Raw genomic sequence first — 21,978 nt, forward strand, 5'->3', positions numbered from 1 at the left:
AAGCAGGATTGTAGTGGGCAGGGCTGCGCCGAACTACAATTCGGCAGATTCCGCCGTCGGCGGCCTGTCGTGAGCGTCCATGGAGTCCAGCGGTATGGTCAGCAAATCAAGAGGTGTCAGATGCCGTTGTGCCGCCCTCGGCCTGGGGTTGGCACTGATGGCCGGAGCGGTGCTGGCAGATCCGCCCGATCCCCGGGACATTCTGGAGCGGATCAACAAGGCCCGCCCGCCGGATCAGAAGATCGCCCAGGATGCCGGCCGCAAAGCCGCCTTCTTCTGCGCCAACTGCCACGGTGAAACAGGGCTCAGCAAGTACGGCGAAGTCCCCAACCTGGCGGGCCAGCATCCGGGCTACGTGCTCGGCAAGATCGATGCCTTCCTCAACGGCCGGCGCAAGGACGCCTTCATGCAGGGCCTGATGAAGGTGCTCAGCGCCGAGGAAAAGGCGCAGATCGCCGTGTTCTACGCGGCCCAGCCGGTGGTGCCGGCGGGGACACCGTCGGCGGCCCGGGCGGCCGAGGGGCGCGATCACTTCGAGAAGAACTGCGTGCGCTGCCACGGGGCCGATGCCCGCGGCGGTGAAAACTTTCCCCGCCTCGCCGGCCAGCAGCCCGAGTACCTGCGCCGCAGCCTGATGCGCTATCTCAAGCTCAGCGGCGAGCGCACCTACCCGCCCATGACGGCGGCGGTTTCCGGCCTCGGTGAGCGGAACGTCGAGGCCGTGGTGGAGTATCTGTCGAACCTGCGCTGAAAGGGTCGAGGCAGCGCGCCTTCTGTGGGATGAACCTGGCGTCCTCAGTCTGACGCGTCATCCGATGGTCGATGTGGCCTCGTTTGCAGGGGCGACTTCAGTCGCCCGCGGACTTCGACCAAGGGCATGCCTGTGATCGACGCGCGATGGGCGACTGAAGTCGCCCCTGCAGGCCTTCCTTCCACCGTCAGCCGGTATCAGCGCAGGATCGGCACGCCGCCTTCGCTGCCGCCGAACACCGTCACCCCTTCCTTCACAGTGCCGATCACCCTGATCTCGCCGAGCCTGTCGGCGGGCGTCTTGAGCGGGTTGGCGGAGAGCACCGTGAGGTCGGCGAGCTTGCCGGTGGCGATGCTGCCCTTGAGCTTTTCCTCGCCGAGCTGGCGGGCGGGCAGCAGGGTGAGGGCCTTGAGGGCGTCCAGGGGACTGAGCTGCTGGGCCTCGCCCAGCGGGCGTTTGATGGCAGCGGCCTGGGTGGCGAAGGGCGTCGGCTCGATCTGCGAGGCGTCACCAGCCAGCAGCACCGGCAGGCCCTTGCCCGCGGCGGTGCCTGCAGGGATGAAGCGGGCCGTGCGCTCTTCGCCCAGGGCGTAGTCCTTGAGCGTGGCCAGGGACAGGCCCAGGCGGCGTGGCGCCACGGCCAGGCTCACGCCGAGGGTCTTGAGGGTATCGAGCTGATCGTCGCGCAGGGTCTGGCCGCCGGCCAGCAGGGGGCGGCGGTCCTTGCCCGGGTGTTTGCTGCTGGCCGTCTGCAGGCCGCTGATGAACTGGTCGATGGCGGCGTCGCCATTGGCCTGCACGGCCACCTGCCAGCCGCCGGCGTAGGCGCGGGAGAACAGCTCGGTCGCCGCCTCGTCGGTGGTGCCCGGGTAGCCGGCAAAGGGGGTGCGCTTGCCCGGGGGCGGCAGCTGGTAGGGCTGGGTGAGCCAGGCGCTGCGGTCTTCGGCGTTGCCGTCGAGCACGAAGGACACGCCGGCCAGCTTGAGGTGGCCCTTGTAGTACTTGGGCCCGATGATCTTGTTGCCCTTCAGGCTGGCGCCGGCGCTGGCCAGGTCGGCATACAGCAGTACGTCGAGCTTGAGGGCACCGGTGTCGGCGGCCTGGGTGTACAGGGCCAGGTCGTCGGGGGTGGCGCGGGCCTCCACGGCGGTGGTGTAGCCGGCTTGCAGGTAGAGGGTCTGGCCCTGCTGGATCATGGCCTGGCGGTCGTCCCTGGGCAGTTGCGGCAGGGCGCCGAGCAGGGCAGTGGCGGCGGCGCCCTCGAGCACCCCGTCGGGTTCCTTCGAGCCCGGCCAGCGGCCGATGCTGCCCCCCGGCGGGTCGATGCTGTCGCGGCCGATGCCGGCCAGCTCCAGGGCCTTGCTGTTGGCCACCAGGTGGCTGCCGGAGTAATGCACCACGATCATCGGGGTGTCACGGCTCACGCTGTCCAGGTCGGTCCGGCTGGGGCGGCGCTGTTCGCGCAGGTGGGTATCGTCGTAGCCGAAACCGATGATCCAGCCGAAGCGCTTGGCCAGGTCGCCCCGGCCCCATTCGCGCAGCTCGCGCAGCAGGCCGTTGGTGTCGGTCACCTTGCCCTCGGGGGGCGACTGCACCTGGGCAGCCACCGAGTACAGGCCCATGCGGGCCATCTGCCCCCAGCTGTCGATGAAGCCCGGCACCAGGGTCTTGCCGGCCAGGTCCACCACCTCGGTGCCTTCGCTCTTCCAGCGGGCCAGGATGTCCTTGGCCTTGCCCACGGCGATGATCTTGCTGCCCTTGATGGCCACGGCCTGGGCGGTGGGGCGCTTGTCGTCGAGGGTCAGCACCTCGCCATTGGTGAAGATGATGTCGGATAGGGGCGGGGGAGGCGGGGCCGGGGGCGGCGCGTTGGGATCGAGGGGTGCGACACCCGTGACGGGAGCGATGGCACCCGGGGCGGTGGGTGGAGCGGCGACGGGCGCGACCGGAGCCACGGCCGGCGCGGTCACCGGCGGCACCACGGGCTTGAGCGTGGCGGCCGGGGGGGAGATCGGGCGGATCGGGGCTTGCGTCTGGGCCAGCAGGGCTGGGGCGGCGAGGGCCAGGCCGATGGCGAGGCTCGTGCCGCGGAGAGCGAAGGCAGATTTCATGGGCAGGGCTCCGGATGTCACTGAGGCCGCCGGGCCAATGCCGGCGGCGAATCCGTCGAGCATAGCATCGGCTCCGGCTGGCGCCCGTGAAAGGCTACCTGTCCTGGGGCGTGAGAATGGGGTAAGGGCTAGGGGATGAAAAGCGCGTTAGCGCTTGCGGCGGATCAGCCACAGCAGCCCGATGCCGATGGCCAGCAGCAGCAGGGCGGAGGGTTCCGGCGCGACGACGGCCGCGGGCTCGTTGGCCAGCGCGGCCGACAGGGGTGTGGTGCGCCCCTGCTCGTCGAGGGCGGTGGGGGTCATCAGTGCCTGCAGGTTGTTGTCGGCAGGTGGGGGGCTGATGGGCTCGCTGGCGGCGGACGGCGTGGTGACCGGATTGCTCAGCGCGGCGCCGGTGGCCACGGCGGCCCGGGCAGGGGTGGGCAGGGCGAGCGCAGCGACGATCAGCAGCGTGCAGCAGAGGAAGAGTTTGGACAGGGGCGGGGTGCGCATCAGTGATTCTCCGGGGGCACATGCAGCCCCTCAGGCTGATAAAGCAAGCTTCCTGCCTGTTTCAGGCTTTCCGCACCTAGCGCGACTCTCCATTTTTTGGCTGTGAATTAATTCCTCTTGATGTAAAGAAATCCGACAGGCTGATGCCGGTCTTTATGCCTTCCAGTGCTGTCGTCACGATCCGGGCGGCGAAGGATAAGGTGGCCTGGAAGGCCCTGCTGTGACTTCCTGTGACGCCAATAGGGGAGCGATCGGTGGGGAGACTTCTGCGCGGATGGGCGACTGAAGTCGCCCCTACCCCTCGCCCCCACAAGTCGCTTCCCCTGTCAGGATGAACCCGACCCCACATCGCCTGCCGCCGGCTGGCCGCAGTGGTGGCAGAAGCGCGCGTGCCGGTGCATCAGCCCCTGGCAGCTGGGGCAAGGGCTGAACTGGGCGTAGCCGCAGAAGGGGCAGGCGGACGAATCGGCGGGCAGGTGCTTGCCGCAGCCCTGGCATTCGCCCCGGGCGATGCGCCGCTCCAGCAGCTGCTCCCGGGAGAAGAGCTTCTTCTGCAGGACATGGATCACCACCAGCGCGGTGGCGATGACGGCCGCCATCACCAGGTAGTGCCAGATCGCCACCAGCCGGAAGGCCTCAAGAAACTCGAACAGCGCGGCCAGCAGCCGGTGCGGAATGATCCGATACACCGCCTCGACCAGCTTGAAGAGGATGGGGATGAAGCTCACCACCAGCAGATGCGCCGACACCAGAGCCTGCAGACCCCGCCCGCCGCGCAGGCTGGCGCTGTTCCAGGCGTAAAAGATCAGGAACAGCGGCAGCAGGAAGATCAGCTGCATGCCCAGCTGCTTCACCGGAAACCAGAAGTTGAGGCGCTGCAGCTCGTCGCGCAGCTGTTCCCGGTCGGCTTGCGACGGCTTCTCCAGGGCCGCCCACAGAGCCTGGATGTCGTCGTGGGCGTTGATCGTCTGCGCCAGCGTTGCGGCCTGGGCCTTCAGGCCGTCGAGGGCGGCCGTGCGGCTGCGGAACTCGGCCCGGCTGGCGTCCACCGCCGTCTGGCCGGGCGCGTCGCCGGCCATGCGCTCCAGCAGCGAGGTGTCGTAGGCGCCCTTCAGGCGGTCGATGGCGAGCTGCTGGTCGCGCACCTCCCGCTCGACTTTCTGGTGGGTCTCGAAGAGACGCACTAGGGCCTTGTCGGCCTGGATGCGGGTGATCTGCTCCAGATAGGGTGCGCACAGCGGATGGTATTCGGCCCTGTGCTCGCGGGGCGGGTAAGGGCTGGTGCTGGCGGCCGTCGCCAACGCGGATAGCTGGCCGAGACGCTTGTCCGCGGTCCACGTCTGGTCGATCACCAGCGCGCGGCAGGTGTGGGGGATGTATTCGTCCGGCGCGGTGAGCTGGCGGGTATGCGCCGCCAGCCCGTCGAAGATCGACATCAGGATGAACATGTCGAGCAACAGCACAACCACCAGCACCGCCCGGCCCAGGGGCTGGCTGTCCAGGTGGGTGAGCTGCTGCTTGGTGCGCGCCGCGGCGCGGGTCAGGAACTGTATCAAGCGCATGCTGGCTACAACCCCCGCGCCCACTCCGGCCGCAGGTGCGCCCCGCCGGGGTCCGCGATGGCCTGTCTCACCTGTGTCAGCAGCCTCTCCTTGTCCGCCCCCAGCGTGCCCTTCAGGATCAGAAAGTTGCTGGCGTGATCCGAGCGGAACACGGTGCGGCGTAGTTCCAGTTGCGACAGAAAGCGCTCCATCTCACGGAACAGGCCGGCTTGGTCCAGGGGTTCCCATTCGGGAAAGCCGGCGCGGAAGCGCGCTTCGCCCTGGGGGAAGCTCACCACCAGGGTGGACAGGAACTCGGGCTGGGTGGCGTTGGCGAGGCGGGCGGAGTGGTCGGCGTGCTGGTCGCTGTGGATCTGCCCGCCCAGCCCGTTGAGGATCATCACCGAGCGGGTGATGCCGGCGTCGCCGAGCTTGTCGAGGGCGGCGTGGGTGCTGTCATGGGTTTCGCCCTTCTGCACCTTTTTTAGCACCTGGTCGTCGCCGGATTCGGCGCCCAGGTAGGCCATGCGCAGGCCGGCCTCGCGCAGGCTGATGAGCTCGGCCACGGTCTTCTTCTTGAGGTTGCGGGCCAGGCAGTAGCTGGAGACCCGGTGCACGGCGGGCAGGTGCGTCTTGATGGCCTCCAGGATGGCCAGCAGGCGGCGGGTGGGCAGCACCAGGGCGTCGCCGTCGGCCAGGAAGATGCGGCGCACCCGGTCGCCGTAGCGCTCGCCCACCTGGCGGATGCTCTCCAGCACCTCGTCCTCGCTGCGGGCGCGGAAGGCCTTCTGGGGGGCGGTATACATCTCGCAGAAGGTGCAGGCGTTCCAGGAGCAGCCGTCGGTGACGGGCAGGATCAGGGATTCGGCTTCGGAGGGCGGGCGGAAGACGGGCTCGACGTAGCGGATCAGCGGGGCGTTCATGGCGGGCGGGCTGGGTGAGGCAAGGATGAAAGGCTACCATCCGGGCGACGGCGCCTGCGCATTGGCGGCGCGCGAGGGAGGAATGGGATGAGTGAATCAACGAGTGGTGCCTGCACGGGTGCCTGTGCCTGCGCGGCGGCCAGCCCATCGGTGGCGGCCGGCGTAGCGGCGGGGGAGGCCCGCTTCCGCTCCACCTTCCGGGTGGGCGACATGGATTGCCCGGGCGAGGAGCAGCTGGTGCGCATGGCCCTGGACGGCCACACCCAGGCCCTGGCCTTCGACCTGATGGCCCGCACCGTGACCGTCTGGCACAGCCTGCCTACGGATGAGATCGAGGTACGCATCGCCCGCCTGGGAATGGGCGCGGAACGCCTGGTCAGCGGCCCGGCCGGCGCTCTGCCGGCGGCCCCGGCCATTGATGCGGCCGCCGAGCGCCGGGCGTTGAGCTGGCTGCTGGCCATCAATGCGGTGATGTTCTTGATCGAAGGCCTGGCGGGCTGGTGGGCCGAGTCCTCCGGCCTGCTCGCCGACGGCCTCGACATGTTTGCCGACGCCGCCGTTTATGGGGTGGCCCTCTACGCCGTGGGGCGCGGTACGGTGCTGCAGTTACGCGCCGCCCATCTGGCGGGCTGGTTGCAGCTGGTCCTCGGCATCGGCCTGTTCGGCCGGGTGATCCACCATGTGCTGTACGGCTCCGCCACTCTCGCCACCGCCATGATGGGCATTTCCGCCCTGGCCCTGGCCGCCAATCTCACCTGCATGGCCCTCATCGCCCGCCACCGCAATGGCGGTGCCCATATGAAAGCCAGCTATATCTTTACCGCCAACGACGCCCTGGCCAACGTGGGCGTCATCGTCGCCGGGCTGCTCGTGGCCTGGCTGGGACACCCCTGGCCGGACTGGGTGATCGGCAGCCTGATCGGGGCGGTGGTGGTGGGTGGGGCGGTGAAAATCCTGAGGATCAACGCATGACGCGTGTTCGATCTGGATGGCTGCTCGTTGAGTGTGCGGTGCTCTTTGGCCCGGCCTTGGGGATATGGCTCCTGGGACTGTTCTTCCTGCCCGTCATGCTGATTTCCCTCGGGGGGCGCCCGGGAGGCGACTGGGGGCTGGGGCTATGCCTGGTCATCGCGGGAGGATGGGGCGTGGCATCTGTCGCCAATCTGCTCCGCAATGTCGTCCATGAGCGGCCCTGGCCGGGAACCGGGTTGCAATATATTGGCTTGGCCCTGGGTACGGCAGCCACCCTGATCGCCGCGGGCCGGGCAGCGCCCGGGTGGCTGGCTCTCGTGTTCGCCGCCCCGGTGCTGGGCATGGTGCACTTGCTGGTGCTGTCGAGGCGGAAGGGCGCACCGGGTGGATGAGCGGTGGTGTCTGCCATCCGCTCAGCGCTGCCGCCCAAGGGGCCACCAAAGGGGCGCCAGCGCCGCTAGCCCCAGCAGCGGCCCGGGCAGCAGTAGCCAGGCGACCTGCTCCTGCAACTGCGGCCACAGGCGGGTACTGAGGGTGATGGACACCATGGTGATGGCGAAGCCGATGGCGTTCTGGAAGGCGAGGGCGCTGCCGACGATTTCCGGCGGGCAGGCCCGGGCCGACAGGGCCGAGAAGTGGGGCGAGTCGGCCACCACGCTGGCGCCCCACACCAGCATCACCAGGGCCAGCAGCCATTCGGGGCTGCCCTTGAGGAAGGGGTAGGCGGCACAGCAGCTTGCAGAGATGGCCAGGGCGATGGCGGCTACGCGGGCGCTGCCGATCTTGCGGCTGGCAAAGCCGCCCAGCACACAGCCGGCGGCGCCGATGCCGATGACGGCGAAGGCCGGGCCGGAGGCCTTGCCCTGGGCGATGGTGCCGACCAGCAGGGGCACCAGGGTCCAGAAGGCGTAGAGCTCCCACATGTGGCCGAAGTAGCCCAGGGCCGAGGCGCGGAAGCGGGGTTCGGTGTAGGTGAGCAGTACGCGCCCCAGGCGCAGGGGTGGGGTGCCGGGCTTGCGCACCAGGTGCGGGCCGTCCCCCAGGCGGCTGATGAGGCCGGCGGCGAGCACGGCCAGGCCGGACGACACCAGCACCGTGGACTGCCAGCCCCAGCCGGTCTCCAGAAAGCGCACGCCGTGGGGCAGGGCGGTGCCCAGGGTGAGCATGCCCACCAGCCAGGCCAGGGCCGAGCCGGCCTGCTCCGGCACCCAGCTGACCACGAGCTTCATGCCCAGGGGGTAGACCCCGGCCAGGGCCAGACCCACGCCGAAGCGGAACAGCAGGGCCGAGTCCATGCCACTGGCGAAGAGGGCAAAGCCGGCGTTGGCGGCGGCGCCGAGCAGGGCGCACAAGGCAAAGATACGGCTGGCCGGGAAGCGGTCGGCCAGGCCGGTGAGGGAGAAACCGAGGGTGCCGAGGATGAAGCCCAGCTGCACGGCGTTGGTGAGCCGGCCCAGATCGGCGGGTACCAGCTGCCAGGCCCGCATCAGGTCGTCGCCGGCGGCGTTGGCCGAGAACCACAGGGACGTGCCGAAGAGCTGGGCGATGACGATGATCGGCAGAACGGGCATGGGTTCTTCCTCAGGCTTGGAGGCCGTTTGACCCTGCGGGCGAAGGCTATACGGCCAGCCGGCCCATGGCTTCGCCCATGCGGATGGCGCGGGCGGGGGCCCAGTCGGGGGTGAAACCGATGCGTTTCTTGGGGAAGAGCATCACCACGGTGGAGCCGAGCAGGAAACGCCCCATCTCGTCGCCCTTCTTGAGCGTGACCTTGCCGGGGGCGTAGTCCCATTCGCGGATCTTGCCGGGGCGGGGCGGGTTGATCTGGCCCTGCCACACGGTGGCCATGCTGCCGACGATGGTGGCGCCCACCTGCACCAGCACAAAGGGGCCGATCTGGTCGTTCTCGAACACGCACACCACCCGTTCGTTGCGGGCGAACAGGCCGGGTACGCCCCGGGCGGTGGTGGGATTGACCGAGAACAGGGCGCCGGGCACGTAGATCATGCGGGTCAGGCGGCCGTCGCAGGGCATGTGGATGCGGTGATAGTCCCGGGGGCTGAGGTAGAGGGTGGCGAACTCGCCGTCCTGGAACTGGATGGCCAGGTCCCGGTCGCCGCCCACCAGGGCGTGGGTGGAGTAGTCGTGGCCCTTGGCCTGGAAGATGCGGTCCCGGTCGATGTGCCCGAACTGGCTGATGGCGCCGTCCACCGGGCAGATGAAGTCGGCATCGGCCAGGGGGCGGGCGTCGGCCTTGAGGGGGCGGGTGAAGAAATCGTTGAAGCTGGCGTAGCTGGCGATGTCCGGGTTGGCCGCCTCGGCCATGTTGACCCCGTAGCGCCCGACGAACCAGCGGATCACCGAGGTGGTGAGCCCGCCAGCCCGCGCACTGGCCAGCTTGCCGGCCAGCATGGTGAGGGCCTGTTTGGGGATCAGATACTGGGGAAGGACGGCGAGGCGGTCGGACACGGTGGATTCCTGGGGAGCGAAGGGCCGGATTATAGCGGGCAGGTTTCCGGTAACTGGTCTGCCGGTGTTCAACGTGAGGCGGTCGAATACACTCGACCATCCCAACGCTCAGCGCGTCGGAAACCCGGCTTCTTCAATGGCGGAGCGGATGTCGCCTTCGGTGACCATGCTGGTGTGCTCGATCTCGGCGTGGCCGGTTTCCAGGGAGACATCCACGTAGCCGATGCAGGGCAGGTCCTGGATGGCGTTCATGACGGTGCGCAGACAGTCGTCGGACTGCATGCCGGTGATGGTGAGGGTGGTGGTGGGCATGGGGAGGCTCGCTCTTCAGGGGGTGGGGGCGGGTGGGGTGGAGATGGGAAACAGGCGGTCGTAGGCCAGGTTGAAGCCGAAGGCATAGACCATGTAGGCGAGGGCCAGGCCGATGTCGGCCACCAGGGCCGTCAGCCACGCCATGCCGGTCCACAGCACGATCACCGGCAGGGTCATGAGCAGCAGGCCGCTTTCAAAGCCGACGGCATGGGCGGCACGCAGGGACCAAGGGCGGCGGTCGGCGGTGCGGCCGGTGAGGCGCCCCTCGATCCAGTCGAAGCTGGTGTTGTAGGCGCCGTTCCAGAGGGCCGCGATCAGGGCCAGGATGAGCAGCAGGCCGATGGAGTCCATGGCCGGCACGCCGGACAGCCACACGAAGGGCGGGCTGATCAGCACGAGGCCGCCGATCTCGAACAGGGCGACCTGACGCAGGCGGTCCCAGAGGCTGCGCTGGATGGGGTGATGGGGGGCGGACATGGGGTGGCAGCGAAAGGCAGGTGAGGATGGACCGCAGAAAGTGACGGGAGTTTAACGTGTTGCCCGGACCCGCTAAACTGCAGGGTCCGACGCCCTCTTGAGCACCATGCCCCTGTCGCGCCTCCAACTCATCTGCCACCCGGACACCCCGGATGCCCTTGTGCGGGCGATTGGTGTGGAGATCGCCCCCAGCGCGGACGGAGGCTTGCGCTTGCGCTACCGGCTGACGGGCGCGGTGGACGGCCTGCGAATTCCCGACGGCGGCCTGCCCGTCGAGCGCCTGTGGGCGCACACCTGCTTCGAGCTGTTCGTGCGGGCGGAAGGAGGGGAGGCCTACCGGGAGTTCAATTTCTCGCCTGGCGGGCAGTGGATGCGCTTTGATTTCTCCGCCTACCGGGCGCGCATCGACAGCCCCGCCCTGCCGGCGCCGCAGCTCGACTGGCAGCGTGCGGGGGATGCCCTGACGCTCGAGGCGACGCTCCCCGCGGCCGCCCTGCCCACCGGTGCGCTGCATCTGGCGATCACCGCCGTTGTCGAGCGCGCTGACGGCGGCCTCCATTACTGGGCCCTGGGCCATCCGCCCGGCAAGCCCGATTTTCACCATCGCGACGGCTTTGCCTTCGCCTTACCGGCCCCGACACCATGATCCAGTTCGGTCTCGACCGCCTCCTTGCCGACCCCGCCCTGCGCCGCCCCCTGGCGGGCAAGCGGGTCGCACTGCTGGCCCACCCGGCCTCCGTCACCCGCAACCTGGAGCACGCCATCGACGCCCTGGCGGCGCTGCCCGACATCCAGCTGTCGGCAGCCTTCGGGCCCCAGCACGGCCTGCGCGGCGACAAGCAGGACAACATGGTCGAGTCGTCCGACTACTTTGACCCGCAGCACGGCATCCCCGTGTTCAGCCTGTACGGTGAGGTGCGCCGGCCCACGGCGACGATGATGGACCGCTTCGACGTGCTGCTTGTCGATCTGCAGGATCTGGGCTGCCGCATCTACACCTTCATCACCACCCTGCGCTATGTGCTGGAGGCCGCGGCCAAGCACAAGAAAGCGGTGTGGGTGCTCGACCGCCCCAACCCCGCCGGCCGGCCGGTGGAGGGCACCCTGCTGCAGCCGGGCTGGGAGAGTTTCGTCGGTGCCGGGCCCATGCCCATGCGTCACGGCATGACCATGGGGGAGCTGGCCCGCTGGTTCATCGCCACTCTCAAGCTCGACGTGGAATGCTCAGTGATCACCATGACCGGCTGGGAGCCGGACGCGGCCCCTGGCTACGGCTGGCCGGTGACCGAGCGCAGCTGGATCAACCCCAGCCCCAACGCCCCCAACCTGTCCATGGCCCGGGCCTATGCGGGCACGGTGATGCTGGAGGGCACGACCCTCTCGGAAGGGCGGGGCACCACGCGGCCGCTGGAGCTGTTTGGGGCGCCGGACATCGACGCCCGCCAGGTCATTGCCCAGATGCAGGCGATTGCGCCAAAGTGGCTGGCCGGCTGCCGCCTGCGCGAGTGCTGGTTCGAGCCCACCTTCCACAAGCACGTGGGCAAGCTGTGCAACGGGGTGCAGATCCACGTCGAAGACCCCACCCACTACAAGCATGCGGCCTTCCGCCCCTGGCGCCTGCAGGCCCTGGCCTTCAAGGCCATTCGCCGCGTGCAGCGGGATTACCCCCTGTGGCGGGATTTCCCTTACGAGTACGAGCACAACCGGCTCGCCATCGACCTCATCAATGGCTCGGAGAGCCTGCGCCAGTGGGTGGATGACGCCACTGCCCGCCCCGGCGACCTGGATGCCCAGGCCTTCGCCGACGAGCGGGAGTGGGAAGAGTTGCGCGAGGCCTTCCTGCTGTATTGAGGGGCCGGCAGATGGCAAAAAAACGGGGCGCCCGAGGGCGCCCCGTTTTCATCGGGCAGCGGAATGGGATCAGGCCACGGCCTTCAGGGTCACGCTGGTGTCCACCTTGCCGATGATCTTCTGCACGCCGCGACGGGTGGCGGTGTTGACGACCAGCGGGGCCATCACGTTGGCACGGACGGGGGAGGCGCCCGGTTCGCCGCGGCTGACGATCAGCAGCACGCTGGCGTCGTCGGCATTGCCCAGCTGCAGGTTGGCGACTTCGTCGTCGGTGAGGGTGAATTCGTAATTGAGGCCGACGATGTCGGGGGGGGTGACGGTGAAGGCCACTTCCGGGTCGTCGAGGCACTGGAGCACGAAGAGCTTGGGCGCGTCGTTGCCTTCGCTGTGCAGCAGGGTGAACTGGCGGCAGGCCTCGAAGCCGGGGAGACCGGCCGGGAAGTCGATGATGCGATCGGCGGACACGTCGACTTCGCCAACGATGGGACTGGTGATCTTCATGGTTTTTCCCCTTTTGGAATGGAAGCGGAGGGCGAGCGGAGGTCCGCTTGCGCGTTTGTTTTCTTCCATCATAGACAGGGGGGCGCAATTCGACCCCGTGAAGTGAGGGGGCTTTTGCCCCTATTCCTGCCGACCGGCGCGGGGTGGGGCAATGAAAAAGGGCGCCCGTGGGCGCCCTTTGCGGGATAGGCCGGGGTTGAGCCCGGCCGGATCCTGTCTTAGCGGTCGCGATTGAAGGTGCGGCCGGCGCGGGGCTTGCCGCCGGTGCCTTCACTGCGGGCGCCGCCAAAACCACCGCCACTGTTGTGGTGGGTGGAGCTGCGCTTGGCCACGTGGGGGAACTCGGTGCGGTGCTCCGGGTGGCGCGGGGCGCCGTCGGCGCGGCGGGGCGCGTCACGGAAATCGCGACGGCCTTCGCCGTTGCCGGCCCAGGGGCTGGCGGGGCGGCCATCGGCGTCACGACGCGGTTCGCGGTCACCGCGGCCGCCGCCGAAACCACCGGACGGGCGCTTGTCACCGAAGCGACCGCCGCCGTTGCCGAAGCTGCGGCCACCATCGCGACGCGGGCCGCCAGGGCGGCGCTCGTCGGCGGGCATGGTGCTGCGCGGCTCGAGGCCGGGCAGGGTGTGCACGGCCAGGGGCTGGCGGGTGTAACGCTCGATGGCGCGCAGCAGGCGCACGTCGCGGCGTTCGGCCAGGCTGATGGCCACGCCGTTGGAACCACCGCGACCGGTGCGGCCGATGCGGTGCACGTAGTCGGCGGCCACCTTGGGCAGGTCGTAGTTGATCACGTGGCTGATGGTGCGCACGTCGATGCCGCGGGCAGCCACGTCGGTGGCGATGAGGACGCGCAGGTGGCCGCGACGCAGCTGGTCGAGGGTACGGGTGCGCATGCGCTGGTTCATGTCGCCGTGGAGGGCGGCCACCGAGTGACCCTGGGATTCCAGGTTCAGGGTCAGGGCATCGGCGTCGCGCTTGGTGGCGGTGAACACGATGGCCTGTTCGACGCCGACATCACGCAGCAGGCCGTCGAGGAGACGGTTCTTGTGGCTGATGTCGTCGGCCACCATCAGGCGCTGCTCGATGTTCTCGTGGCGGGTCTGGGCGGAGGCGATCTCGATGCGCTCCGGGTCCTTCAGCAGGCGCTGCATCATGCGGGCGACCTGGCCGTCGAGGGTGGCGGAGAAGAACAGGGTCTGGCGGTTGGCCGGCAGCTTGGCGACGATGGCCTCGATGTCGTCCACGAAGCCCATGTCGAGCATGCGGTCGGCTTCGTCGAGGATCAGGATTTCCAGGCGGGCGAAGTCGATGCGGCCGCTGTTCATCTGGTCCATCAGGCGGCCGGGGGTGGCCACCAGGATTTCATAGGGGCTGGACAGCAGCTTGTTCTGCACCGGGTAGGGCATGCCGCCGACCACGCTGACGGCCTTGGCGTAGCGCAGGTTCTTGCCGTAGCCCTTGCAGGCGTCGGTGACCTGGACGGCCAGTTCGCGGGTCGGGGTGAGCACCAGCACGCGGGGCCCGCGGGCCTTGATGGTCGGTTCGGCGGTCAGGCGCTGCAGGGACGGCAGCATGAAGGCGGCGGTCTTGCCGGAGCCGGTCTGGCTCGATACGACGAGATCCTTGCCGGCAAGCGCAGCGGGGATGGCGGCTTGCTGAACGGCGGTGGGTTCGGTGTAGCCGGCGTCTGCAACGGCTTTGACGATGTTCTCGGACAGGCCGAGGCTGGCGAAATCCATGTTCGCTTCCTTATCTTTGGTATTGCGGATGCGGTGCCCGCGAAGAAAAAACGGCAACGCGTCGCCGCGCAGGGAATGCGCGCAACAGTTGGGCTGCCTGACTGGCATATCGGCACTAACCGATCAGGACAACCTCTCGTCGAATACGGGAGATATAAGAAGGTCAGGGACGATGTGACTCGGTGCGAACCGCTTTGCACCGGACCGCGCACTATAGTGGTAAAGCGCTGACGGCACAAGAAAAATGTTGCGGCGCAAAACCCGGGCAGCCTCGCCGACGGGCGCTGGCAGCCCGTTTAATTCCCCTGGAATGATCGCTTGAGACACACTATTTGACGTCATTTGCTGGCATATTGACTTGAACAAGGGGGCGCCACGCCTCACCCTTGCGGCCTGATCCAGAAAAGGAAACTCCATGCGTTTCGATAACAGCCGGGAAAGCGAGAACGTCGAGGATCGCCGCGGCGGCGGCGGCGGCGGTGGCCTGCCCGTGGGGGGCAAGGGCATCGGCCTGGGCACCATCGTGCTGGCCCTGGTGGCCATGTATTTCGGGGTTGATCCGAGCATCGTGCTGAATCAGGCCATCCAGGCGCCGGCTCCGGCGGAGAGCTCGCGCCCTGCGGGACCGCCGGCCAACGATGCGGAGTCGAAGTTCATCCGCCATGTGCTGGCCGAAACCGAGGACACCTGGCAGCAGATCTTCCGCCAGAACGGCAAGCAGTATTCCGAGCCGACCCTGGTGCTCTTCTCCGGGGCCACGCGCACGGCCTGTGGGGTCGGCCAGGCGGCGATGGGGCCGTTCTATTGCCCCGCTGACCAGAAGGTGTATATCGATCTGTCCTTCTACCAGGAGCTGAAGAGCCGCTACAAGGCGCCGGGAGACTTCGCCCAGGCCTACGTGATCGCCCACGAGGTCGGCCACCACGTGCAGAACCTGCTGGGCATCTCGGGCAAGGTGCAGGCCGCGCGGGAGCGGGCCTCGGAGCGGGAGGCCAACGCCCTGTCGGTGCGTCTGGAGCTGCAGGCCGACTGCCTTGCCGGGGTGTGGGCGAAGAATGCCGACGCAGCCCGGGGCATCCTCGAGGCCGGCGATGTGGAGGAAGCCCTGCAGGCGGCCACGGCCATCGGCGACGACACCCTGCAGAAGCAGGCCCAGGGCTACGCCGTGCCCGACAGCTTCACCCACGGCTCGGCCGAGCAGCGCATGCGCTGGTTCAAGCGCGGCATGGAGTCGGGGCAACTGGCGGCGTGCAACACTTTCCAGGCCCGCAGCCTCTGATTTAGCGCCTGAAAAGGAAAAGGGCCGGCCCCCGCAAGGAGGCCGGCCCTTTTTACGTGCAGCAGCGATCAGCCTGCCAGTCTGGCGAAGGCGTCGATCACTTCGGGCGGCGCCTGGACCAGTTCGATCAGCACGCCTTCACCCCCGATGGGGAACTCTTCGTTGCCCTTGGGGTGGAGGAAGGTGATGTCGAAACCGGCGGCGCCCTTGCGGATGCCGCCCGGCGCAAAGCGCACGCCGTTGGCGGAGAGCCACTCGACGGCCTTGGGCAGGTCGTCGATCCACAGGCCCACGTGGTTCAGCGGGGTGGTGTGCACGGCGGGCTTCTTCTCGGGGTCGAGGGGCTGCATCAGGTCTACTTCGACCTTGAACGGGCCCTTGCCCATGGCGGTGATGTCCTCGTCCACGTTTTCGCGTTCGGACACGAAGTTGCCGGTGACCTCGAGGCCGAACATGTCGACCCACAGGGTACGCAGGCGGTCCTTGGACGGCCCGCCGATGGCGATCTGCTGGACGCCGAGGACTTTGAATGGTCTTGTCATGATTGGTTTTTCCCTCCTTACAGGAAAGGGGATTTTACGGGAGTTTCACTCCCACTCCACGCTGGCGCACAGCAGGTAGCCCGCGCCGTACACCGTCTTGATGATCTTCGGGTCCTGGGGATCGTCCTCGAGCTTGCGGCGCAGGCGGGAGATGCGCACGTCGATGCTGCGGTCGAAGGGGTCCAGGTCGCGCTCGCCGATCAGCTGTTCGCGGGTGAGGATCTTGTTGGGGCGCTTGAGCAGGGTCTGCAGCAGGGCGGCTTCGGCGGCGGAGAGGGAGACTTCGCGGCCGTCTTCGGTGCACAGGTTGAGGCGGCCGATGTCGAAGTGCCAGCCGGCGAAGCGTGCGCCGGTGTGGCCGGTGGCTTCGCTGGCGGGGGCTTTCTGGTAGCGCCGCAGGATGGAGCGCACCCGGGCGACGAGCTCGCGGGGTTCGAAGGGTTTGACGAGGTAGTCGTCGGCGCCCAGCTCAAGGCCCAGCACCCGGTCGGTGAGGCCGTCGCGGCCGGTGAGGATGAGGGCGGCGCAGGGGTGCTGCTCCTGCAGCTCGCGCAGCACCTGCAGGCCGTCCATGTCGGGCAGGCCCAGGTCGAGGATGGCCAGTTCGGGCTGAGCGCGCCGGACTTTGGCGAGCAGGGCCCGGCCGGTGCCGAAGGTTTCGGTGCGGAAGCCGTATTCGCCGAGGGTGCTGGCGATGAGCCGGGCGATGTCGGCTTCGTCCTCGACGACGAAGATGAGGGGGGTGTCCTTGTCGGGGGTGGTCATGGTGCCGGGGTCTCCGGGTAGTCGAGGGCGGCGAGGGCCGCGGCGAGGGCCGCCCGGTCGAAGGGCTTGCGCAGGGTCGGGATGTTGGGGCCGCCGGCCGGCACATCACCGGTGGCGTAGCCGGTGATGAGCAGGATGGGCAGTTGCGGGCGCAGCTTGCGGGCGGCGGCGGCCAGCTCGCGCCCGCCCAGGCCGGGCATGACGGTGTCGGAGACGAGCAGGGCGATGTCGTCGACGGCTTCGAGCATTGCCCGGGCTTCGACGCCGTTGCTGGCCTTGATGACGGGAAAGCCCAGCTCGGTGAGCTGCTGGCGGATGACCTTGCGTACTTCGGGCTCGTCTTCCACCAGGAGGGTCAGGCGATTCTGGTTGGCGCTGCTGGCCGTGGCGTGGCGCGGGGCGGGCGGTGGTGGGGGAGGGCTGTCGCTCATCGGCACGATGAAGCGCACGTTGGTGCCCTTGCCCGGTGTGCTGAGGATGCGGATGTTGCCCCCCGACTGGCGGATGAAGCCATACACCATGGCCAGGCCGAGGCCGCTGCCGGCGCCGAAGGCCTTGGTGGTGAAAAAGGGCTCGAACAGGCGCGGCATCAGCTCGGGGGAAATGCCGGTGCCCGTGTCGGAGACGTCGAACTGCACGTAGTCGCCGGCCGGGACTTCCACCAGCAGGGCCAGGCTGGGCGAGACGTGGCGGGTGGCCAGGGCGATGGTGAGGGTGCCGCCGCCGGGCATGGCATCGCGGGCGTTGATGGCCAGGTTGAGCAGGGCGTTTTCGAGCTGATGGGGGTCCACCAGGGCGTGGAGCTTTTCGGTGGGCAGCTCGAGCTTGATGTCGATGCGCTCGGTAAGGGAGCGGGACAGTAGCTGGCTCATGCCATGGACGAGGGCGCCCACTTCGACCGGGGTGGGTTCGAGGGGCTGCTGGCGGGAGAAGGTGAGCAGGCGGCGGATCAGCTCGGTGCCGCGTCGGGCAGCCGCCAGAGCAGGCTCCAGGTGGTCCTCGAAGCCCTGGTGGGCAGGCAGCTTGTCGCGCAGGGTGTGCAGGTTGCCGGTGATGATGGTGAGCAGGTTGTTGAAGTCGTGGGCCAGGCCGCCGGTGAGCTGGCCCACGGCTTCCATCTTCTGGGCCTGGATCAGGGCTGCCTGGCTGGCTTTCTGTTCGGTGATGTCGATGGACAGCACGAAGAAGCCCTGCACCCCGCCGGACAGGGAGGCTTCCGGCACTACGGCGCTGCGGGCGTAGACGGGTTTGCCGTCGGCATTGGTGCGCGAGTATTCATAGCTGACCTGTTCGCCGGCGGCGGCCTGCTCCAGGTAGGGCTTGATCTGGGCGTAGGCTTCGGGGCCGAAGACCTCTCCGATGCTGCGCCCGACGATGGCGTTCTTGTCGAGGCCGAACCAGTCGGCGTAGCCCTTGTTGGCGAAGCGATAGCGCTCGCCGGAGTCCACGTAGGCGATCAGGGCGGGAATGGCGTCCATGATCAGGCGCAGGCGCTCTTCGCTGCGGGCCAGCTGGGCGGCCACGTTGTCGAGCCGGGTGGTGGCGGCTTCGAGCTCGGCGGTGCGGGCGCGCACACGGTTCTCGAGCTCGGCGTTCTGGCTCTCGATCAGTTGCTCGTAGCGGCGCTGTTCGGTGACGTCGGTCCACAGGGTGACGAAGCCCAGGTTGGGGATCGGCACACCGCGGATGGACAGCACCTGGCCATTGGGGCGGGTGCGCTCGGCGTGGTGGGGCTGGAAGGCCCGCACGGCGGCCATGCGCTCGGCCACCAGGCGCTCCACTTCGGTGGGGCTGCGGTGGCTGCCGCCATACTCGCCGCGCTGGATGTTGAAGCGCACGAAGTCTTCAAAGGGCGTGCCGACCCGCACCATGGATTCGGGAAAGTCGAGCAGGCGCAGCATGGCCTTGTTCCAGGTGACCAGCTTGGGGCTGGCGTCGAACACGGCGATGGCCTGGTCGAGGAGGTCGAAGCCGGCCAGCAGCAGGTCGTAGCGGCGCAGCTCCTCCGGGGTGCCGGTGCGGCTGGGGCCGGTGGAGACGGGGGTGATGCGGGCGATCATGGGGTGGTGGGGGCGATCAGGTCGAAGAAGGCGGCCTCGGGAAGGGGGCGGGAGAACAGGAAGCCCTGGCTGTAGTCGCAGCCGGCAGCACTCAGACGTTCCCGCTGGGCAAGGGTTTCCACGCCCTCGGCGACCACCTTGATGTCGAGCTTGTGGGCCATGGCGATGATGGCCTCGGTGATGGCCAGATCGCCCGGGTCGGTGGTCAGGTCGCGCACGAAGGAGCGGTCGATCTTGAGGGTGTCGATGTCCAGGCGCTTGAGGTAGGCCATGGCCGAGTAGCCGGTGCCGAAGTCGTCGATGGACACCTGGATGCCGGCGGCGCTGAGCCTGGCCAGCTGGGCGATGACCGCGGGCTGTTCGTCGAGGAGCAGGCCCTCGGTGATCTCGATGGCGATGCACGAGCCGGGCAGCCCGACGCTCTCCAGGCGCAGCATCAGCACTTCGAGGGACTGGCCGCGGAGAAACTGCTGGGGCGAGGCGTTGACCGCGATCTGCAGCGGGCAGGGCATGCCGGCGGGGGGCGGGTGAAGGGCGCGCCAGCGCAGGATGAAGTCGATGGCCCGCTCGAACACCCAGGTGCCGATGGCATCGATGAGGCCCAGCTCCTCGGCCACCGGGATGAACTCGTCGGGGGGGATCTGGCCCCGAGTGGGGTGGTTCCAGCGCAGCAGGGCCTCGGCCTTGCGCACCTCGCCGCTGACCAGGTGCAGGATGGGCTGGAAATGCAGCTCCAGCTGGGCCTCGGCCAGGGCGCTGCGCAGATCCTTGCCCAGCTGCAGGCGCTGCAGGGCGTGCTCCTGCATGGAAGGGGAGAAGTAGCTGAAGCGGTTCTTGCCGGCGTCCTTGGCGTGGTACATGGCCTGGTCGGCGTTCTTCAGGATGTCGGTCGGGGTGAGGGCGTCCTGGGGAAAGAATGTGACGCCGATGCTCGCCGAGACATAAGCCAGGTCGTTGCCGAGGCGGAAGGGGTGGTCGATGGCGGCGATGATGTCTTCGGCGATGCGCTCTACCGGTGTGCGCTCCGACAGCCCCGGCAGCAGCACGGTGAATTCGTCACCGCCCTGGCGGGCGACCGTGTCGGATTCGCGCACGCAGCCGACGATGCGCCGCGCCGCCTCTATCAGCAACTGGTCGCCGGCCTCGTGGCCGAGGGCGTCGTTCACTTCCTTGAAGCGGTCCAGGTCGATGTACAGCACGGCCACGCTGGCGTGGTCCCGGTGGGCCTTCTTCATCAGCTCGCCGAGGCGGTCATGGAGCAGGCGGCGGTTGGGCAGACCGGTGAGGGGGTCGTAGTTGGCCTGCACCCACACCAGGGCTTCGGTCTGCTTGCGCTCGGTGATGTCGGTGATGACGCCCACCAGCCCACCCATGCTGCCGTCGGCCCGCAGCCAGGTGGCCTTGTTGAAGATGACATCCCGGCGCATGCCGTCGGCGGCCTCGACGGAGGCTTCGTAGGTCTGCACTCCGGGCTCGTCGAAGAGGGCCTGGTCGGCCTCGTGGTAGCGCGCGGCCAGCTCGGGCGGGGAGATGTCGAACACCGAGCGGCCGATCAGCTCGTCCCGGGGGCGCCGGATGAAGGCCTCGAAGGCCTTGTTGCAGCCCAGGTAGCGTGCTTCGGCGTCCTTGAAGAACAGGGGGCTGGGGATGGCCTCGATGAGCTGGCCGATGAAGTTGAGGCGTTCGTTGGCGGTGCGTTCGGCGGCGCAGCGGGCGGTGATGTCCACCAGCATGCCGATGATCGCCGGGCGACCGTCGAACTCGGTGCGGTTGCCGAAGACTTCCAGGTCGATGCGGCTGCCGTCCTTGCGCACCCCCTCGAAGCTGTAGTGGGCGGTGTCGGACAGCCCGTCGAGGCGGGTGCCGATGGCATCGCGCACCTTGGCCTGCTCACCGGGGGTCACCAGGTCGTCGGGGCCGAGGAGGTTGCAGATCTCGTCCTGGGTGTAGCCGAACATGTCGGCAAAACGGGGGTTGGCGTAGCGGAAAAGGTCGTCCTGGATGATGTAGACGCCGATCATGGCATTGCGCAGCAGGCCGGCAAACAGGCCGTCGGCGTCGCGGATCAGGTCTTCGGTCAGGGCGGAGAGGTCGGTAGGCATGGGGGCGCGGGCATCCCGCTCAGGGCTGCGGATCGCCGCTGGGGGGCGCGGTGAGGGAGAGGTGTTTGCGGTAGCGCTCCGGCGACATGCCGGTCCAGCCGGTGAAGGCCCGGTAGAAGGCCGAGGTGTCGGCATAGCCCAGGTCGGCTGCAACCTGGGAGATCGGCTGGCGGGTCTTGGTGAGGCGGGCCAGGGCCATGTCCCGGCGCAGGGCCTCCTTGATGCCGCGGAAGCTGGCGCCTTCTTCTTCCAGGCGGCGGTGCAGGGTGCGCGGCGACATGTGCAGGCGGTCGGCGGCTTCGTCCTGGGTCAGGCTGGCCGGCAGGGCGTCGCGGATCAGGTCGCGGACGCGGGTCACGGTGTTGCGGTCGCGCCGGTAGAGCATGCTGATCCGGCCCGGCGCGCCTTCCAGAAAGCTGGACAGGGCCGCTTCGTCGCGGCGGATCGGCAGGTCGAGCAGGGTGGCATTGAAACGGGCCGTCAACTGGGGGCCATCGATGAAACGGGAGCGGGCAGTGTAGACCAGCGCGTAATCGTCCGCATGGGCCGGCGGGGAGAAGGGGAAGTCCACCGAATCGAGGGACAGGCCGCGCCCCACCAGCCAGCAGGACAGGCTGTGGAGCAGGCGCAGCAGCCATTCAAAGGCGAACACCCGGGCCGGGTCGTCCGGCGTGGGGGTCAGGGGCTGGGCCTCGCGGATGTGCAGTTCGGCCCGGTCGTCACCCCGGACCACGCAGACCTGCAGGTCGGGGAGAACGATGGCCAGAAATCGCCGCGCCCGGTCGAGACCGTCGGCCAGGGTGGGGGCGCCGAGCATGCCGCGGCACAGGAACTCGAAGCTGCCGGGCCCCATGGGGCCGGAGAACAGGCCGAAGCCCTCGTCGTGCAGTTCGCGGATCACCAGGTTGTAGAGGGTGGCGTAGCGGTCGAGGGGCACCCGGGTGGCTGCGTCTGCAAGATCGATGTCGAGTTCGGCAAGCAGCAGGGCGGGGTTGATGTTGCGACGCAGCATTCCGGCCAGCATGCCGGTAACGAAACCCATTGATACTGTTGAGCCCTGACGGGCGGGCTTGCTCGGCAAAGGGCTCCCT

General features: G+C 68.5%; 21 protein-coding genes. 6 read left to right on the top strand and 15 right to left on the bottom strand.

What is annotated here, in order from left to right:
• The first annotated feature begins 94 nt into the window (after positions 1-94).
• Positions 95-751: a c-type cytochrome gene (locus L6Q67_RS09510; RefSeq protein ID WP_296568422.1), complete on the top strand. Its 657-nt coding sequence runs from the start codon at positions 95-97 to the stop codon at positions 749-751.
• A 197-nt stretch (positions 752-948) separates the two neighbouring features.
• On the opposite strand, the gene L6Q67_RS09515 is transcribed toward L6Q67_RS09510, so the two are convergent.
• The 4 genes from L6Q67_RS09515 to L6Q67_RS09530 all read right to left on the bottom strand — a co-directional run bounded on the left by L6Q67_RS09515 (position 949) and on the right by L6Q67_RS09530 (position 5,818).
• On the bottom strand, positions 949-2,862 hold the full coding sequence (locus L6Q67_RS09515) for an amidohydrolase (RefSeq protein ID WP_296568429.1): 1,914 nt from the start codon (positions 2,860-2,862) through the stop codon (positions 949-951).
• Between the two features lie 147 nt (positions 2,863-3,009).
• Entirely contained in the window at positions 3,010-3,354 is a 345-nt protein-coding gene (locus tag L6Q67_RS09520; protein WP_296568431.1) for a PEP-CTERM sorting domain-containing protein, read from the bottom strand.
• Between the two features lie 326 nt (positions 3,355-3,680).
• On the bottom strand, positions 3,681-4,916 hold the full coding sequence (locus L6Q67_RS09525) for a zinc ribbon domain-containing protein (protein ID WP_296568432.1): 1,236 nt from the start codon (positions 4,914-4,916) through the stop codon (positions 3,681-3,683).
• A gap of 5 nt (positions 4,917-4,921) precedes the next feature.
• A complete protein-coding gene (locus L6Q67_RS09530; RefSeq protein WP_296568434.1) occupies positions 4,922-5,818 on the bottom strand; it encodes a radical SAM protein in 897 nt (298 codons plus the stop codon).
• 87 nt (positions 5,819-5,905) lie between these two features.
• Between L6Q67_RS09530 and L6Q67_RS09535 the strand changes: the two genes are divergently transcribed.
• Positions 5,906-6,790 carry a cation transporter gene (locus L6Q67_RS09535; protein ID WP_296568436.1) on the top strand — a complete coding sequence of 295 codons (885 nt, stop codon included), beginning with the start codon at positions 5,906-5,908 and terminating at the stop codon, positions 6,788-6,790.
• Positions 6,787-7,182, top strand: coding sequence for a hypothetical protein (locus L6Q67_RS09540; RefSeq protein WP_296568438.1), 396 nt, complete (start codon positions 6,787-6,789; stop codon positions 7,180-7,182). The genes L6Q67_RS09535 and L6Q67_RS09540 overlap by 4 nt, the downstream gene beginning before the upstream one ends.
• A 21-nt stretch (positions 7,183-7,203) precedes the next feature.
• Here the strand turns inward: L6Q67_RS09540 and L6Q67_RS09545 are convergent, their stop codons facing one another.
• From L6Q67_RS09545 to L6Q67_RS09560, 4 genes are all read right to left on the bottom strand, one after another.
• On the bottom strand, positions 7,204-8,361 hold the full coding sequence (locus L6Q67_RS09545) for an MFS transporter (RefSeq protein ID WP_296568440.1): 1,158 nt from the start codon (positions 8,359-8,361) through the stop codon (positions 7,204-7,206).
• Positions 8,362-8,407: 46 nt separating this feature from the next.
• Positions 8,408-9,259, bottom strand: coding sequence for an archaetidylserine decarboxylase (gene asd / locus L6Q67_RS09550; RefSeq protein WP_296568442.1), 852 nt, complete (start codon positions 9,257-9,259; stop codon positions 8,408-8,410).
• 108 nt (positions 9,260-9,367) lie between these two features.
• Positions 9,368-9,571 (bottom strand): heavy-metal-associated domain-containing protein, encoded by a 204-nt coding sequence (locus L6Q67_RS09555; protein ID WP_296568444.1) that lies wholly within the window; start codon positions 9,569-9,571, stop codon positions 9,368-9,370.
• Positions 9,572-9,586: 15 nt separating this feature from the next.
• Positions 9,587-10,048, bottom strand: coding sequence for a PACE efflux transporter (locus tag L6Q67_RS09560; protein WP_296568446.1), 462 nt, complete (start codon positions 10,046-10,048; stop codon positions 9,587-9,589).
• 106 nt (positions 10,049-10,154) lie between these two features.
• On the opposite strand from L6Q67_RS09560, the gene L6Q67_RS09565 reads away from it, so the two are divergent.
• Together L6Q67_RS09565 and L6Q67_RS09570 are read left to right on the top strand one after the other, a co-directional pair.
• On the top strand, positions 10,155-10,694 hold the full coding sequence (locus tag L6Q67_RS09565; RefSeq protein WP_296568691.1) for a DOMON-like domain-containing protein: 540 nt from the start codon (positions 10,155-10,157) through the stop codon (positions 10,692-10,694).
• The gene (locus L6Q67_RS09570) at positions 10,691-11,899 is read left to right on the top strand and encodes a DUF1343 domain-containing protein (RefSeq protein WP_296568448.1); all 1,209 of its coding nucleotides are present in this window, start codon (positions 10,691-10,693) and stop codon (positions 11,897-11,899) included. Before L6Q67_RS09565 ends, L6Q67_RS09570 begins: the two co-directional genes overlap by 4 nt.
• 69 nt (positions 11,900-11,968) lie before the next feature.
• Here the strand turns inward: L6Q67_RS09570 and fliW are convergent, their stop codons facing one another.
• A complete protein-coding gene (gene fliW / locus L6Q67_RS09575; protein ID WP_296568449.1) occupies positions 11,969-12,400 on the bottom strand; it encodes a flagellar assembly protein FliW in 432 nt (143 codons plus the stop codon).
• 218 nt (positions 12,401-12,618) lie between these two features.
• Entirely contained in the window at positions 12,619-14,139 is a 1,521-nt protein-coding gene (locus tag L6Q67_RS09580; protein ID WP_296568451.1) for a DEAD/DEAH box helicase, read from the bottom strand.
• A gap of 415 nt (positions 14,140-14,554) precedes the next feature.
• Here L6Q67_RS09580 and L6Q67_RS09585 point away from each other — a divergent pair, with 415 nt between their 5' ends.
• On the top strand, positions 14,555-15,418 hold the full coding sequence (locus tag L6Q67_RS09585) for a neutral zinc metallopeptidase (protein ID WP_296568453.1): 864 nt from the start codon (positions 14,555-14,557) through the stop codon (positions 15,416-15,418).
• A 68-nt stretch (positions 15,419-15,486) separates the two neighbouring features.
• On the opposite strand, the gene L6Q67_RS09590 is transcribed toward L6Q67_RS09585, so the two are convergent.
• From L6Q67_RS09590 to L6Q67_RS09610, 5 genes are read right to left on the bottom strand one after another with little or no spacing between them, the layout of a single operon-like run.
• Positions 15,487-15,963, bottom strand: a complete 477-nt coding sequence (locus tag L6Q67_RS09590) for a VOC family protein (protein WP_296568694.1) — start codon at positions 15,961-15,963, stop codon at positions 15,487-15,489.
• Between the two features lie 42 nt (positions 15,964-16,005).
• On the bottom strand, positions 16,006-16,725 hold the full coding sequence (locus L6Q67_RS09595) for a response regulator transcription factor (RefSeq protein ID WP_296568456.1): 720 nt from the start codon (positions 16,723-16,725) through the stop codon (positions 16,006-16,008).
• Complete coding sequence (locus L6Q67_RS09600; protein ID WP_296568458.1) at positions 16,722-18,785, bottom strand: PAS-domain containing protein; 2,064 nt, start codon at positions 18,783-18,785, stop codon at positions 16,722-16,724. The genes L6Q67_RS09595 and L6Q67_RS09600 overlap by 4 nt, the downstream gene beginning before the upstream one ends.
• On the bottom strand, positions 18,782-20,887 hold the full coding sequence (locus L6Q67_RS09605) for an EAL domain-containing protein (RefSeq protein WP_296568462.1): 2,106 nt from the start codon (positions 20,885-20,887) through the stop codon (positions 18,782-18,784). Before L6Q67_RS09605 ends, L6Q67_RS09600 begins: the two co-directional genes overlap by 4 nt.
• A 19-nt stretch (positions 20,888-20,906) precedes the next feature.
• The gene (locus L6Q67_RS09610) at positions 20,907-21,929 is read right to left on the bottom strand and encodes an AraC family transcriptional regulator (RefSeq protein WP_296568463.1); all 1,023 of its coding nucleotides are present in this window, start codon (positions 21,927-21,929) and stop codon (positions 20,907-20,909) included.
• Positions 21,930-21,978 lie beyond the last annotated feature (49 nt).

It is taken from the genome of Zoogloea sp., from assembly GCF_023150065.1.
In the GTDB taxonomy this organism is placed as follows: domain Bacteria; phylum Pseudomonadota; class Gammaproteobacteria; order Burkholderiales; family Rhodocyclaceae; genus Zoogloea.

Excerpts from the sequence above, each read along its gene's own strand:
- L6Q67_RS09545 (WP_296568440.1), bottom strand. The coding sequence starts at position 8,361 with ATGCCCGTTCTGCCGATCATCGTCATCGCCCAGCTCTTCGGCACGTCC.
- L6Q67_RS09605 (WP_296568462.1), bottom strand. The coding sequence starts at position 20,887 with ATGCCTACCGACCTCTCCGCCCTGACCGAAGACCTGATCCGCGACGCC.
- L6Q67_RS09555 (WP_296568444.1), bottom strand. The coding sequence starts at position 9,571 with ATGCCCACCACCACCCTCACCATCACCGGCATGCAGTCCGACGACTGT.
- L6Q67_RS09600 (WP_296568458.1), bottom strand. The coding sequence starts at position 18,785 with ATGATCGCCCGCATCACCCCCGTCTCCACCGGCCCCAGCCGCACCGGC.
- L6Q67_RS09530 (WP_296568434.1), bottom strand. The coding sequence starts at position 5,818 with ATGAACGCCCCGCTGATCCGCTACGTCGAGCCCGTCTTCCGCCCGCCC.
- L6Q67_RS09580 (WP_296568451.1), bottom strand. The coding sequence starts at position 14,139 with ATGGATTTCGCCAGCCTCGGCCTGTCCGAGAACATCGTCAAAGCCGTT.
- L6Q67_RS09595 (WP_296568456.1), bottom strand. The coding sequence starts at position 16,725 with ATGACCACCCCCGACAAGGACACCCCCCTCATCTTCGTCGTCGAGGAC.
- L6Q67_RS09540 (WP_296568438.1), top strand. The coding sequence starts at position 6,787 with ATGACGCGTGTTCGATCTGGATGGCTGCTCGTTGAGTGTGCGGTGCTC.
- L6Q67_RS09560 (WP_296568446.1), bottom strand. The coding sequence starts at position 10,048 with ATGTCCGCCCCCCATCACCCCATCCAGCGCAGCCTCTGGGACCGCCTG.
- L6Q67_RS09610 (WP_296568463.1), bottom strand. The coding sequence starts at position 21,929 with ATGGGTTTCGTTACCGGCATGCTGGCCGGAATGCTGCGTCGCAACATC.
- fliW (WP_296568449.1), bottom strand. The coding sequence starts at position 12,400 with ATGAAGATCACCAGTCCCATCGTTGGCGAAGTCGACGTGTCCGCCGAT.
- L6Q67_RS09585 (WP_296568453.1), top strand. The coding sequence starts at position 14,555 with ATGCGTTTCGATAACAGCCGGGAAAGCGAGAACGTCGAGGATCGCCGC.
- L6Q67_RS09525 (WP_296568432.1), bottom strand. The coding sequence starts at position 4,916 with ATGCGCTTGATACAGTTCCTGACCCGCGCCGCGGCGCGCACCAAGCAG.
- L6Q67_RS09515 (WP_296568429.1), bottom strand. The coding sequence starts at position 2,862 with ATGAAATCTGCCTTCGCTCTCCGCGGCACGAGCCTCGCCATCGGCCTG.
- L6Q67_RS09565 (WP_296568691.1), top strand. The coding sequence starts at position 10,155 with ATGCCCCTGTCGCGCCTCCAACTCATCTGCCACCCGGACACCCCGGAT.
- L6Q67_RS09510 (WP_296568422.1), top strand. The coding sequence starts at position 95 with ATGGTCAGCAAATCAAGAGGTGTCAGATGCCGTTGTGCCGCCCTCGGC.
- L6Q67_RS09535 (WP_296568436.1), top strand. The coding sequence starts at position 5,906 with ATGAGTGAATCAACGAGTGGTGCCTGCACGGGTGCCTGTGCCTGCGCG.
- L6Q67_RS09520 (WP_296568431.1), bottom strand. The coding sequence starts at position 3,354 with ATGCGCACCCCGCCCCTGTCCAAACTCTTCCTCTGCTGCACGCTGCTG.
- L6Q67_RS09570 (WP_296568448.1), top strand. The coding sequence starts at position 10,691 with ATGATCCAGTTCGGTCTCGACCGCCTCCTTGCCGACCCCGCCCTGCGC.